Genomic DNA, 12894 nt, shown 5'->3' with positions numbered 1-12894 from the left:
GCCGCATGGCCATTGAATTGGACCAGACATCGCGCGCTACCGTCAACCGGTTCGCCATAAAATGCGTCGTGGCGGTTCTGATATCGCTGTTCGCCCGGTCGAACTACCTTCTGTCGGCAGCGCGCTGTTTTGAGCTTTATGCACTGTTGATGGCGCTGATCGCGGCTTTGACGCGGCAGCGCTATTCGGCTCACTCCTTCAATCACTGGAGCGAAGCCCTGTGGTTGGCCTTTATATCGGCGGGCCTGCAAGTGCTGTCCCACGCGACCGCGTAACCAACTACTCGACTGCGAAGGCCGCGTTCTTTAAGGCGAAGCTCATCCACCTCATCCACAGTCTCCGAACCTCTTAACGGACCATCGGGCTATTCTGTCCAATCTCGTTCGGTGGCTGAAGGCGAGATAAAGGCCCTAAGACCGTCCCCTCATCACACGCGTCATCTCCTCGGCGGGGATGGGCCTGCTGAATAGGTACCCCTGGATGGCATGGCATCCGGCCTGTGAGAGGAAGCGGGCCTGCTCTTCCGTCTCCACGCCTTCTGCGATCACATCCAGCTCCAGCATTCGCGCAAGCGAGACGATTGCGGATGTGATCGCCATGTCGTCAGCATCGTCCGGAATATCGGTGATGAAGGATCGGTCGATCTTGAGGCGCGACAGCGGGAAGCGTTTCAGAGTACTCAGGCTCGAATAGCCCGTACCGAAATCGTCAATCGCAAGGCTGACGCCCAAAGCGTTCAGTTCGTGCATCTTCATAATTGCCCCCTGAACGTCGCGCATCAGCAGGCTCTCAGTGACCTCGATCTCGAGCCACCGCGGTTCAAGACCACTCTCGGCGAGGGCCGCGGCCACCTGCCGGATCATGCCATGTTCCTGGAACTGCCGCGCCGACATGTTGACACCGATCTTCACAGGAGGCAGCCCCTGTTTCTGCCATTCCTTGGCCTGGCCGCAGGCCTTGCGCAGGACAGCCTCTCCGATCGGAACGATGAGGCCCGACTCCTCGGCAAGCGGAATGAAGTCCCCGGGGAAAATAACTCCGTCGGTCGGATGGTTCCAGCGCACGAGCGCCTCCACGCCGATGATCTCGCCGGAGTTCATGTCTTTTTGCGGCTGGAAGTGCAGGACGAACTCGTCCCTCTCGACGGCACGTCTAAGTTCCTCTGAGCGTCCAAGTTTCCGCCGTGCGTTCTCCGCCATTGCTGGGTCGAACATCTGTATACCGTTTCGTCCGTTCTCCTTGACGCGATACATCGCCATATCTGCGTTGGCGAACAATTCCGTGGCCGTTTTGCCATGCATGGCAAAGCAGGCTATTCCCATGCTGCAAGTGAGTTGCAGGTCCATCCCGGCCAGAGTGAGCGGCCGTGCGATGGCCTCGCGAATGCGCGCCAATTGCGAGACGAAATCTTCGTCGGCCTGCTGGAGCGCCAGAATAAACTCGTCGCCACCGATGCGCGATATCAGATTGTCCTGTCCAATCTCCTCCGAGATCCGGCGCGCGACGATCTTGAGCAGCTCGTCGCCGGCCGCGTGACCGAGACTGTCGTTCACGAGCTTGAAGTTGTCGACGTCTAGGAAGACGACCGCGACTTTCCTCGATGTTTTGTCAGCACGCCGCAGCATACCATCGAGCTTTCGGTCGAGCAGCGTACGGTTCGGCAATCCGGTGAGGGCATCGTGCTCGGCAAGGAAGGTGATGCGTTCAGCGTCGTAGTGGCGGTCGATCGCGATACCGATCGTTTGTGCGACACCCGTCAGGAACTCCCACACGCTCGCTTCATGGTCAGTCGATCCTCGAATGGCGAGCACGCCGTGCTGTGCGCCGTCACCCGACGAGATTGCGAGGCAGGTCCATGCCGGGTGGTCGAGGATGTCTACTGGCGAAATCGAAGCCGCGCCTGCGGATGGCGACGCCGCGGCGATATAAAGTTCCTGGGCACCTTCGTCATGCAGTAGCACTGCGGCCGCGGTACCGGGGATGACCTCTTCGAGTAGATTGGCGGCGTCACTGAGGAACGGCTCAAGGCGTACTCCCTTGGCAACCGCCTTGAGAAGGTGGGCCTGAGCCTTCATCAGGCTTTCCCCGCGTTTGCGGGCCGAGATGTCCCGCGACGCCCCAACGACACCGATCACCTTTCCAGCTTTGTCCCTGAGCGGAACGCGCGACATCATCAGCCAGCCGCTGCCTCTCAGACGGCGTTCCTCGAAGCCAAGATCGGGTTCACCGCTTTCCATGACGCGTCGTTCGATGGCGGCTATGCTCTCAGCCGCCGCCGAAGGGTGGAGGTCGTAATCAGTCAGTCCAACCATGTCTTCCACGCGCTCAAGTCCATTGTTCAAGACGATGGCCTTGTTGGCGAATAAGAAACGGCCCTCCAGATCCTTTGCATAGATGTAGTCGGGCACATGGTTGATCATCGCCTCGAGCCAGTCGTAGCGTTCGGCGAGGCTGGGCTCGTGGGACTGCGGAAGCTCCTCCGCCAAGCGCGGGCGGGCGATCAGTTCCTCGGCATCCGCCGATATCGCCCCAGCAACCTGTTCTCCAACTGCTGCCTTACGCATGTTTGCCCTCGTCATCCACGTTTTGCCACAGTGTGAGCAAACCGTTATGTATCAGTGAAAGGCCCGTGGCGGGAGTGTGGCGTGTCAGCCTTCTCTGGCGACATCGTAAACCAGTAGTTGACAATGATGCTCCCGTTGAAAATTCCCCCCTGTCTACGACAGCGGCATCGCATAACTCGTTTCGAATAGTTGAAATGATATTGCGGGCATGAATCTCTCATTTCCGAAAAGGGAACCGGTGGCACTGGGCTGCTCTGCTGCAAATCGTATGCCTCCGGTTCGCTGGAGGTCAGAGCGGCGCAGAAGGTGCCTGCCTGCTGTGGTATCGTACGGTGCATTGTCTCAAGGAGCAACTGGCACGCTGGCTATAGGTCCAGTGACAGCCCTCGGGAAGCAAGGGCGCGAAACCTAGCGAATGGAGGTTGCTGGGAGATCCCGGATTTCTTTCGGGCGAAAGTGCCCTGACGCAGGGTGGTTGGCTTGCACCTTGCCGCGCCGTCGGCTGGGACGCGATGTTCGGAAATTGCCGGCGCAATTGCTGTGACCAAATACGCCTGCGCCCCGCCTCCCGTGAAGGAGACGAGGCGCTATCGCCTTTCAGAGGATGCTTAAGCGGCTGAGAACGGCACAGCCACGAAAGTCTTGTCGCCGCCGCGTTCGATCAGCAGCAGGACCGACTTGCGGCCTGCCTTGCCGGCTTGTGCGACCGCGCTCTGAACATCGTGGGCGTCGTGGACCGGCTGGTCGTTGACCGAGACGATGATATCGCCCGTCTGGATGCCGGCGGCGGCTGCCGACTTGTCCGGATTGACGCTGGCGACAACGGCGCCTTCGACATTGTGCGGCAGGTTCAGTTGTTGCCTTAGATCGGGTGTCAGGTTGGCGAGCCCGACGCCGATGCTCGGCTGATTGGACGGCTGCACCTTGCCGTCGCCCTTGTCATTGGCTGCCTGCTTGCTGTCGTCGTTGCCGCCGACGGTGACGTTCACATCAACGCTCTTGCCATTGCGCCAGACGGTGAGCGACCGCTTGTCGCCCGGAGAAAGATCGGCGACCAAGCGGGACAGATCCTTGGGCGTCTTGACGGTTTCGTTACCGACGGCTGTGACAATGTCGCCGCTCTTGATACCGGCATCAGCAGCGGGCGTTCCGTCGTTGACACTGGCGACCAGAGCGCCCTGCGGCTGTGAGAGGCCTACGGCATCGGCGACATCGGCCGTGACCGGCTGAATGGCAACGCCGAGATAGCCGTGATCGATCGAGCCGTTCTTTTCAAGCTTTGCAACGATCGCCTTGGCTTCATTCGAAGGGATGGCGAAACCGACGCCGACACTGCCGCCATTCGGCGAATAAATGGCGGTATTGATGCCGACGACATTGCCGTCGCGATCGACCAGCGGACCGCCGGAATTGCCGTGGTTGATCGGAGCGTCGATCTGGATGAAATCGTCATAGGGGCCGCTGTGCAGGTCGCGGCCACGGGCCGAAACGATGCCGGCAGTGACGGTCGTGCCGATGCCGAAGGGATTGCCGATCGCCAGAATCTGGTCGCCGAGCTTCAGCTTGTCGGAGTCGCCCCAGGCGACGGTTGCAAGCTGCTTCGGCGCCTGGATCTTCAGCACGGCGAGGTCGGATTTGGCGTCAGCGCCCAAAAGTTTGGCCGGCAGTTCGGTGCCGTCATCAAGCGTCACCTTGATGTCGGTGGCATTCTCAATGACGTGATTGTTGGTGACGATGACGCCATCCGGGCTGATGATGAAACCGGAGCCGAGCGCCATCGCACGCTGGGCCGGACGATGCTGCGGTGCCTGCTCTTGCGGGACGGGGATGCCTTGGTTCTCGAAGAACTGGCGGAACTGCTCGTCCATCGGGGAGTCGCCCATATCCGAGCTGGTATCGGTGGCCTTCATCGTGGTGGTAACGGTGACGACTGCCGGCTTGTCGCTGTCGACGATCGGCGCGAAGGAGCCGCCGGGGGCGATGATGCCGCCAGGTTCGGCAGTCGCGGCAACGGCAGCGGTGGTATTGAAGGCGAAGGGCAGGGCGCCTGCGCCGACGATGATGGCCGCTCCGACGATGGCTGCGGCGCGATGTTTGCGAAGAAGAGATGTCATGGCAAATGTCCCTTACGAGATCGTTGGCGATATGGCGTCTTGGGTCCACGTCAAGGACCAGGCGTCGAACGGAGTGCCGCTTCTATTCCTTCTGGAGAACTACGGTTATTCGAAGTTACTGCGGAATTTGTAGTAGAAAGAAGAAATGGCGCTGATGATTTATATGATCCGCCTGGTGACTTTTACAAATTAAATATTGATCATGTTTATATTGCAATTTGGTAAGACATTACTGGAATTTAATGTTGCGTTGCCCGAATTTCTTCACGTTTATTGTTTAAGCGCCATCCGCCGGCGACCAGCGCTTCAGCGCTTCCGAACCAAGTTCTGTCAGGGCGTAAATGCCGCGGTCGACCCGTTCGAACCAGCCGTAGACGTTGTGCCGCAGGATTTTGGCGGCTTCAGGGGCGTTGGCGCGAATATCTTTGGGGCGCTGCTGGCCGTTCTGAATGGCCACTGCACAGGCGAGTGCCTGTTGGCGATAGGCGGTCATGATTGGCGCGCGCGTGCTGCCGCCAAGCGCGGGATCGCCCTTCCGCCGCCGATGTTCCTCAACGAGACGTAATCGCCGGCGAATATTCTTACGTGGCATCGGCGCGACCGGACTGACGATGACATCAACTGTGCCGCTGTCGGAAACGGCCAGCATGCCGAAGCCGAGACGGCGGCAGAGATCGCGAAAACGGCGATCGCCCTCTCGCCCCTTGCCCTTCGCCGAGACGCGGGCGGCAATCCAGACCTCGTCGCTTGCAGTCGCCCGATCGACCGCCTGCAGCACGAGTTCCAGATTGAAGGTCAGCTTCAATTCGCAGATGACGACGACAGTTGGTTCGTCGCCACTCAGTCCCACAACATCGCAGCTGCCAATTTCGCCCTTTACCGCGTAGCCGGCTGCTTCCAGGAAATTCTTGATCGGAAGATAAAGTGCCGTCTCCAAATCCTGCCCTCTGCTTATCTGATGGTCAGCGCTGTTTTACGTGATTCGCGATGCCAGAAAGTCGATAAAGGCGCGGATGCGGGCAGCAAGATGGTCGTGGCCGGCATAGACGGCGTGGATCGGCTCGATGTCCTCGGGATTGTAGTCCTCGAGCACTGCTATCAGCCGCCCTGCATCGAGGTCCGATTGCACATGATATTGACCGATGCGAGCAAGGCCCAGACCGGCAATACAGAGTTCGCGCACCGTCGGGCCGTTATTGGCGAGCAGATTGCCATAGACGATCCTGACGAAATGGGAACCGCTGGCCGGATCGCGAAACGGCCAGCCCTCGGCGGTCGGGCGGAAATTGAAGGTCAGGCAATTGTGGCGGTCGAGATCGTCGGGTGTCAGGGGGAGGCCCTGCCGGACAAGATAGTTGGGCGAGGCAACGACGACACGGCGGCTTTCCAGCAGCTTGCGCGCCTTCAGCGAGCTGTCGCGTAGCGTACCCGCGCGGATAGCGATATCGGCGCGTTCGCCGACGATGTCGATCACGCTGTCGGTGAGCGAGACGTCGAGTTCGATTTCGGGGTAAGTCGTCAGGAAATCCGGAATCAAGGGAACGACGAAACCGACGCCAAACGCGACGGAAGCGCTGACACGCAACCGACCGCGGGGAATGGCCGCGCCGCCGGCAGCAACCATGCGTTCGGTCTCCTCGATTTCAGCGAGAATGCGTTGTGCCCGTTCGAGATAGACCTCGCCCTCCGGCGTCAGTTGCAGCGAGCGCGTGGTGCGCACCAGAAGCCGCGTACCGAGCCGGTCCTCCAGGCGGGTGACGAGTTTGCTGACGGCCGATGGCGAGAGCTGCAGTTTGCGCGCCGCCGCTGAGAAGCTGTGAAGCTCGGCCACGAGGGCAAAGACGTCCATTTCACCGGCGCGGTTGTCGGGCATCAGCTCTCATCTTTGAATTAAAATCACAAGTGTTCGGTTGATGTAGCCGATTATCGAACAAATGTCGCTAGACCATATTCCGCTCGAACAACAACAGCGCAGCCGGTCGCTTCCGGATGCCTTTTCGATCGGGTCATCTCATGCCATCAGCTCTCTTTGCCTTGACGATCGCGGCTTATGCGATCGGCACCACCGAATTCGTCATTGTCGGTCTGCTGCCGACCGTCGCGACCGATCTTCATATCACCCTGCCGCTCGCCGGCCTCATCGTCAGCGTCTATGCGCTTGGCGTTACCTTCGGCGCACCGATCCTCACGGCACTCACCGGCCGCATCGAGCGCAAGTCGCTGCTGCTCGGCCTGATGGCGCTCTTCATAGTCGGTAATGGCATGGCGGCTCTAAGCCCCGGTTACGGGCCGTTGCTTGTCGCTCGTGTGTTGTCCGCCTTCGCCCATGGCGTGTTCTTCTCCGTCGGATCGACTATTGCGGCCGATCTGGTGCCGGAAAACCGCCGCGCCTCGGCGATCGCCATGATGTTCATGGGGCTGACGGTGGCGATCGTCACCGGCGTGCCGCTCGGCACGTTCATCGGCCAGACCTTCGGCTGGCGTGCCACCTTCGCTGCTGTCGCCGTCCTCGGTGTCATCGCCTTTGCCGGCATCGCCTTGTTGCTGCCGTCAAATCTGAAGAAGGCGCCGCCGGCAGGCATCGGCGAGCAGGTCCGCGTCCTCGGAAGCGGTCGGCTGCTGATCGTCTTCGCGATGACGGCACTGGGTTACGGCGGCACCTTCGTCGCCTTTACCTTCCTGGCCTCGATCCTGCAGGAAGTGACCGGCTTTGCGGCCTCCGCCGTCAGCCTGATCCTGGTGCTCTACGGCGTTGCTATCGCCATCGGCAATGTTGTCGGCGGGCGTCTTGCCAACGGCAATCCGGTCAAGGCCCTGACGGGACTCTTCATTGCCCAGGCTATCGTGCTCGTGCTCTTCAGCTTCACCGCTGTTTCGCCTTGGCTGGCAATTCCGACGCTAGCGGCTCTCGGCTTCCTGTCCTTCGCCAATGTGCCGGGCTTGCAGCTCTATGTGGTTCAGCTTGCTCGCGAAGTTCGCCCGGCCGCGGTCGATGTCGCCTCGGCGCTGAATATCGCCGCCTTCAACCTCGGCATTGCCGCTGGCGCCTGGATCGGCGGCCTGGTGGTGGAATCCTCGCTAGGTCTGGGCGCAACGCCCTGGGTCGGTGCGATCCTGGTCGCCGCTGCCCTCGTCCTCACCCTCTGGAGCAGCGCGCTCGACCGCCGCTCGGCCTTTGTGGCAGCACCTGACGCCGCAAGCGCCGGGCGGCCCGTTATCCAGACGCGCACGCCCGAGCCCAGCCACTGAGTACAAAGCAGCCACGGCCTCGGTATGACTTTTCACCTAACCATCGGTATGGCTTCGTCTAACCAATTATAGTGGGCGGACAAACACTGCGCATAATTGGCCGGCTCATCTCGAATTGGTACCTTTTGGTTGCTGAGGAGTTAGCAACTGCAAGGTGAACGATTATGGACGTGTATGAGGCGGTCAAGAGCCGACGGGCGGTGCGCAGGTTCACCGATCGGGATATCCCGAAGGAGGTGCTGGAGCGCGTGCTGTCCGCCGCGGCGTGGTCGCCGTCCGGATCGAACCTCCAGCCGTGGAACACCTACGTGGTGACCGGCGCCGCGCTGGCCGAGCTCAAGAAGCGCGCCGGGAAACGTGTGGCCGCGCACGGCCCGTGGGACGAGCGGGAATACGAAATGTATCCGCCCGAACTGAAGTCTCCGTACCGCGAGCGCCGATCCGCCTTCGGCCATGAGCGCTACAGCGCACTCGGCATTGCAGACGGCGACTGGGAGGCAGCTCAGAGAGCTGCTTCCGCGAATTGGGATTGTTTCGGCGCGCCCGCCGCCCTGTTCTGCTACATCGATCGCGACCTGGGTGTGCCTCAATGGGCCGACGTCGGCATGTATCTTCAGACCATCATGCTGCTGCTGCGCGGCGAGGGGTTGCACAGTTGCACCCAAATGGCGTGGTCAGTGTACCGCAAGACTGTCGCGGAGATCCTGAACCCGCCCAAGGGGCTCATTCTCTTCTGTGGCATGTCGATCGGGTACGAGGATGTCAGAGAGCCTTACATGCGCACGGGCCGGGCGCCGCTCAATGAGACCGTCACGTTCGTCGACTCGACTTCTCAGCGATTGGCGCAAACTGCGCGCGACGATTTGTTGCTGGATGTATGAAACGGTGCCGTCACTCTGCGAAGGCTTCTGCCCGAAGCATTCGAAGTTGAAACGAAATTCTGCAAACGCACATCTACGATTCAACAACTAAGGAGATTACGACGATGAATTCAGTTTTGCTAAGGCTATTTGTGTCGGCTGCAGTTTGCCTCTTTGGCACTTTGTCGGTCGCCGCGGAAAACACTGCACACGTCACATCGCTTATGAAAAAGGACCTTCCAAATTATCCAGGCAAGGAAGGGCTGATGATATCGGTCGAGTATGGGCCAGGAGGTTCCGATCCCATTCACAAACATGACGCCAATGCATTTGTCTATGTTCTGGAGGGCTCGATCGTGATGCAGGTCAAGGGAGAAAAAGAAGTCACCTTGTCGCCAGGAGAGACCTTCTACGAAGGTCCTTCCGACATTCACTTGGTTAGCCGCAACGCAAGCAAGACTAAGCCGGCAAAATTTATCGTTGTGCTGCTCAAGAACAAGGGCGCTCCGGTTGTCATGCCCGTGAAGTGACATTGGGTGAGATCGGGGGCACGAGCAATTCGGTTTCGACGTTCCGCGAGCGCCAAATGTTTACGCTTTAGCGCGACCCAACATCCACCGTTGGGCGCAAACCGGCCGCTCAGTCCGGACAGAGCGGACTGGTGACGGTTGCTACACAATTGTGCAAAATTGGAAGGGAGCCGCTTGTTGCGCCTCCCTTCGTGTTTACGCCTCGAAGTTTAGTTCGACTTCGGAAACGGCAGCCGGCAACAGCGGCTCGCGGACACGCTTGCCGAAGTGCCGCTTGAAGCCAAAGACATTATTGATCAGGCTCTTCGTGTAGAGGCCAGGGCCGCTCGAATAGATGCGCCATCCGCCGTCGACGGCAATATCGCCCGCCTTGACGCGATCCCAATCATCAGACGCATGGTAACGATCATCGAAGGCGGCATCGCTGCTGCTGAAATAGGTGTTGCGCTGGCGCAGCGACGCATGTTCGAGCCGACCGCTGACCGAGATCGGGTTGGCGAGCGCCAGTGCGTTCCAGACGCCTTCGGCGTCACTATCCAGGGCCAGCGCCTCGCAGTAGCGCAGATGCGCATGCACATACATCAGCCCGATCTCGCGCCCAAAGAAGGACGAGGATTCGGCACGGCGGAACAAGGTTTCCGGTCCGCCGGCATAGGTGGCCGGCTTTTCCATCAGCCTGACGCCGTCCGGGAATAGCAGATTGTCCTTGATCAGCTTCATATGCTCGTGTCGCTGCTCCGGCGTGAAGACACCGCCCAGCATCGGCTGTGTCATCGCGATCAGCGAATAGTGCAGGCCGGTGCGGGTATCCTGCGGATGCAGCAACAGTTCGACGCCATCATGGCTCGGATCGAACACGCCGTAGCCGGCGACGACGCCGTCGCGCATCAGGAGGCGGTTGAAATCGCTACGCATGGCAGTGGCGGTTTCCTTGAGCGTTTCCGCCTCGTCGGCCCGGCTGACCAGCGTCAGGATCGCGGCGTAGCGCACCAGTTGCTCGTAGAGCAGCGAGACGGTCCAACTGCTGACCATCCAGTCGCGCAAGTGTGGATCGGCCGGCTGCAGGCTGTCGTTCCAATCGCCTTCGCCATAGCGGATCAGGCTGGTGCCGGGCACGAAGCGGCTGCGGACAGTGTCGAGCAGCTTGTCGACATGCGCAGAGATCGTCGCTGTCTCTTCACTCAGTTGCATGGTGTCGTCGGCGCGCCATGGCACGGTTTCGGCCAGGAAGGCGCAATCACCAGTGGCCTCGATATAGTCGCACAGCGCCTTCAGCGGCCAGACGACGATATCGCCATGACTCTCGCCGGCACGGATATTGGCATAGGGTTCCAGCATGAACCACTGCGGCCAGTCGCCCCGATCCCGGTATTGCTCGGAAAAGACGGTGCTCAGAACCTCCTTCACTTCGGCATCGTGCTCATAGGCGAGCAGGAATTCCACCGGTCCCTGGCAGACGTCGCGCGTCCCCCAGGCAGCGCCGGTATATTGCTCGAGGCCGTGCGGCACGCTCAAGTGCACGATCGCATCATGCGCAAGCCAGGGCAGCATCACAGCCTGCGCAGCGACATCGGGTCCGTCGCCCTCGATGCGCAGGCTGCGCGTCACATGGTTCCAGAAGCGTTGGGCGGCAGCAAGCATCTCCTCGCTGCTGATGCCCGCCTTGTAGCGCGCGGCGAGATGTTCGCCCGCCGCTGCGTCGGTCATCGATCCGGTGATCGCAAAGCTGAAGCCTTGAGTCGAGTGCGACTTGAGCGCGATGAACGGGCCGTTGTGAGACGTGCCGTCGCTGTAGAGAAGCTCGTCGCCGCCGATTACCTCGAAAACATCCGGCGTCGAGGTGACGAGATGGTAGGCGGCATGCGGATAGCGATCCCAAAGCCAGGAAGGCTGAGGTCGGAACGATATCTGCTTGGCCGCAGCGTCAATCTCGATGTTTGCGACGGCTTCGTAGTCACGTTCGCCGAGCACGATATGGCCGAACACCAGGAAGCGGCAGGCCGCGCCTTCGACCGCGACGTCCCACTGCATGGAGGGGTCGTCGCCGGAGGCGATAGCCGTCACGGTAATGGTGCGGCCGGCAAGCCTGTAGAGCCAACGGACATCGCTCAATCCGATATCAAAGGCGGCGGGGACGCCAAGCAGATGCCAGCCTTCGCCGAGATCCACGAGGATGCGCAGGCCGCTAGCCCGCGTCAGATTGTAGGGGTCGCGGGAGACCGAGAAGAGCTTGTGGAAAGACGTATTGCCGATCGTCAACTGCGCGGCGAAGATGCCCTGCATCCAGCAGGTTGCGGCCAGTGTCTGATCGTCCAGCAGCATGTTCTGGCCGCTGCGAACGATGGCGCCGTGACGGCGGGCCACGGCGCGTTCTTTTTCACGCAGCACGACATGGCGGTTAAGTGAGCCGTCCGGCACGAAGAAGGAATAGAGCTGGCCATCGATACGTTCTTCCAGCATCCGCTTGGGATAAAGCCGATCGATCGTCGCGTCGTCCAAAGGCTCGGTTACGAACAGGGGGGCATCCTGCACCAGGCTGCGAACCGGCAGGTCGCCGGCAATATCCGCCGCCGTCAGTTCGCCAAGCGCCTTCGGTAGGGCATCAAGGCGTGCAAGGTCGGCATCGCTGGAGGCTGCCGGGTGATTGGCAACGAACAAGCCAAAGAATGTTGTGGTCGCGATAGTATTTGGTGCAAGCGTAAGCGGCTTCGATTGGAGCGCCGGGCAGGCTACCTCGTGCTGCCGGCGCGTGCTCGGCAGGCTTTCGCCGAAGCTCGGGACCATCTGCGCATCGCCGCTGCGGGCCGGCACCACCAATTGGATCGCGTCCGTGGCATAGGCCGCCGCTCCATCGAGGCAGCCTTGCGCCAGCCACGGATTGCGTCCGCCGCCCTGCTTGAGATTTTGCCGGTTCATCACGACTTTGCCAAAGGCGGAATGATCGGCAATATGATGGTCGATATACTGCGAAGCATAGGCTTCGCTGTTCATCAGGAAACCGCGATCGCCAAGGCCGACGTCCTGGATCAGCACGAGATCGGCCGGAAGCGCCACATTGGTCGTATTTTCAAGCGAGACCTGCCAGAACCAGGCCGTGTCGCTGGCATGGAGTTGCAGCCGGACCGTATGCCTGATACCGGCAGTCTCACCGCTCCAGCAAAAACTCGTCATGTCATGGCCGAAGCGCGCCGCAGCCTTTGGACCGACGATTTCGGCGACTTCAGGCTGCGAACCGCCGGTGCGCAGATAGAGGCGCCCGATCCCGCCGTAAACAGGCGATCCCAGCACTTGGTTGATCATGACGCTTCCCTGCTGGTCGGCGAAGTCGATGGCAAATAGCGTGCCGTTCGGCAGCGCCGATACCGACAGGCCGGCGCCATTTGTAAGTGTGGAAAGACCGAGTTCTTCGCGCCGTGGCGTCTGAAAGTTACGATTGGATTCCGAGGACATAGCCGGTGTCTCGCTGATTCATGGGTCGGATAAGCTCACTAGATCACAAGCCGCCGTGCGATCATAGGAGGCAATTTGCCGTTTCCGGTCGCAATGTCTTGCAAGAGCGGCTTCGGCCTGTGATCGG

General features: G+C 60.5%; 9 protein-coding genes. 4 read left to right on the top strand and 5 right to left on the bottom strand.

Going from position 1 to position 12894, the window contains the following annotated elements; genetic code table 11:
- Window positions 1-5: 5 nt before the first annotated feature.
- Window positions 6-275 (top strand): hypothetical protein, encoded by a 270-nt coding sequence (locus tag FHT86_RS35220; RefSeq protein WP_133704526.1) that lies wholly within the window; start codon window positions 6-8, stop codon window positions 273-275.
- A gap of 135 nt (window positions 276-410) precedes the next feature.
- Here the strand turns inward: FHT86_RS35220 and FHT86_RS35215 are convergent, their stop codons facing one another.
- The 4 genes from FHT86_RS35215 to FHT86_RS35200 form a co-directional block, all read right to left on the bottom strand.
- A complete protein-coding gene (locus FHT86_RS35215) occupies window positions 411-2579 on the bottom strand; it encodes a GGDEF and EAL domain-containing protein (protein ID WP_166656688.1) in 2169 nt (722 codons plus the stop codon).
- A 593-nt stretch (window positions 2580-3172) separates the two neighbouring features.
- On the bottom strand, window positions 3173-4678 hold the full coding sequence (locus FHT86_RS35210; protein ID WP_133704528.1) for a DegQ family serine endoprotease: 1506 nt from the start codon (window positions 4676-4678) through the stop codon (window positions 3173-3175).
- A 277-nt stretch (window positions 4679-4955) separates the two neighbouring features.
- Window positions 4956-5615 carry a DUF2161 domain-containing phosphodiesterase gene (locus tag FHT86_RS35205; RefSeq protein WP_133704529.1) on the bottom strand — a complete coding sequence of 220 codons (660 nt, stop codon included), beginning with the start codon at window positions 5613-5615 and terminating at the stop codon, window positions 4956-4958.
- A gap of 36 nt (window positions 5616-5651) precedes the next feature.
- The gene (locus FHT86_RS35200) at window positions 5652-6551 is read right to left on the bottom strand and encodes a LysR family transcriptional regulator (protein WP_183869039.1); all 900 of its coding nucleotides are present in this window, start codon (window positions 6549-6551) and stop codon (window positions 5652-5654) included.
- Between the two features lie 140 nt (window positions 6552-6691).
- On the opposite strand from FHT86_RS35200, the gene FHT86_RS35195 reads away from it, so the two are divergent.
- From FHT86_RS35195 to FHT86_RS35185, 3 genes are all read left to right on the top strand, one after another.
- Window positions 6692-7927: an MFS transporter gene (locus tag FHT86_RS35195; RefSeq protein WP_133704530.1), complete on the top strand. Its 1236-nt coding sequence runs from the start codon at window positions 6692-6694 to the stop codon at window positions 7925-7927.
- Window positions 7928-8091: 164 nt separating this feature from the next.
- On the top strand, window positions 8092-8808 hold the full coding sequence (locus tag FHT86_RS35190) for a nitroreductase (RefSeq protein ID WP_133704531.1): 717 nt from the start codon (window positions 8092-8094) through the stop codon (window positions 8806-8808).
- A gap of 104 nt (window positions 8809-8912) precedes the next feature.
- A complete protein-coding gene (locus FHT86_RS35185) occupies window positions 8913-9317 on the top strand; it encodes a cupin domain-containing protein (protein ID WP_183869037.1) in 405 nt (134 codons plus the stop codon).
- Between the two features lie 195 nt (window positions 9318-9512).
- On the opposite strand, the gene FHT86_RS35180 is transcribed toward FHT86_RS35185, so the two are convergent.
- Window positions 9513-12767, bottom strand: a complete 3255-nt coding sequence (locus FHT86_RS35180) for a GH36-type glycosyl hydrolase domain-containing protein (protein WP_133704532.1) — start codon at window positions 12765-12767, stop codon at window positions 9513-9515.
- Between the last annotated feature and the right edge of the window lie 127 nt (window positions 12768-12894).

It is taken from the genome of Rhizobium sp. BK313 (assembly GCF_014193655.1).
Taxonomy (GTDB): Bacteria; Pseudomonadota; Alphaproteobacteria; order Rhizobiales; family Rhizobiaceae; genus Rhizobium.
The sequence above is the reverse complement of the archived record's forward strand: the minus strand, read 5'-3'. Positions and strand labels throughout refer to the sequence as shown.

Excerpts from the sequence above, each read along its gene's own strand:
- FHT86_RS35210 (WP_133704528.1), bottom strand. The coding sequence starts at position 4,678 with ATGACATCTCTTCTTCGCAAACATCGCGCCGCAGCCATCGTCGGAGCG.
- FHT86_RS35190 (WP_133704531.1), top strand. The coding sequence starts at position 8,092 with ATGGACGTGTATGAGGCGGTCAAGAGCCGACGGGCGGTGCGCAGGTTC.
- FHT86_RS35195 (WP_133704530.1), top strand. The coding sequence starts at position 6,692 with ATGCCATCAGCTCTCTTTGCCTTGACGATCGCGGCTTATGCGATCGGC.
- FHT86_RS35180 (WP_133704532.1), bottom strand. The coding sequence starts at position 12,767 with ATGTCCTCGGAATCCAATCGTAACTTTCAGACGCCACGGCGCGAAGAA.
- FHT86_RS35215 (WP_166656688.1), bottom strand. The coding sequence starts at position 2,579 with ATGACGAGGGCAAACATGCGTAAGGCAGCAGTTGGAGAACAGGTTGCT.
- FHT86_RS35220 (WP_133704526.1), top strand. The coding sequence starts at position 6 with ATGGCCATTGAATTGGACCAGACATCGCGCGCTACCGTCAACCGGTTC.
- FHT86_RS35185 (WP_183869037.1), top strand. The coding sequence starts at position 8,913 with ATGAATTCAGTTTTGCTAAGGCTATTTGTGTCGGCTGCAGTTTGCCTC.
- FHT86_RS35200 (WP_183869039.1), bottom strand. The coding sequence starts at position 6,551 with ATGCCCGACAACCGCGCCGGTGAAATGGACGTCTTTGCCCTCGTGGCC.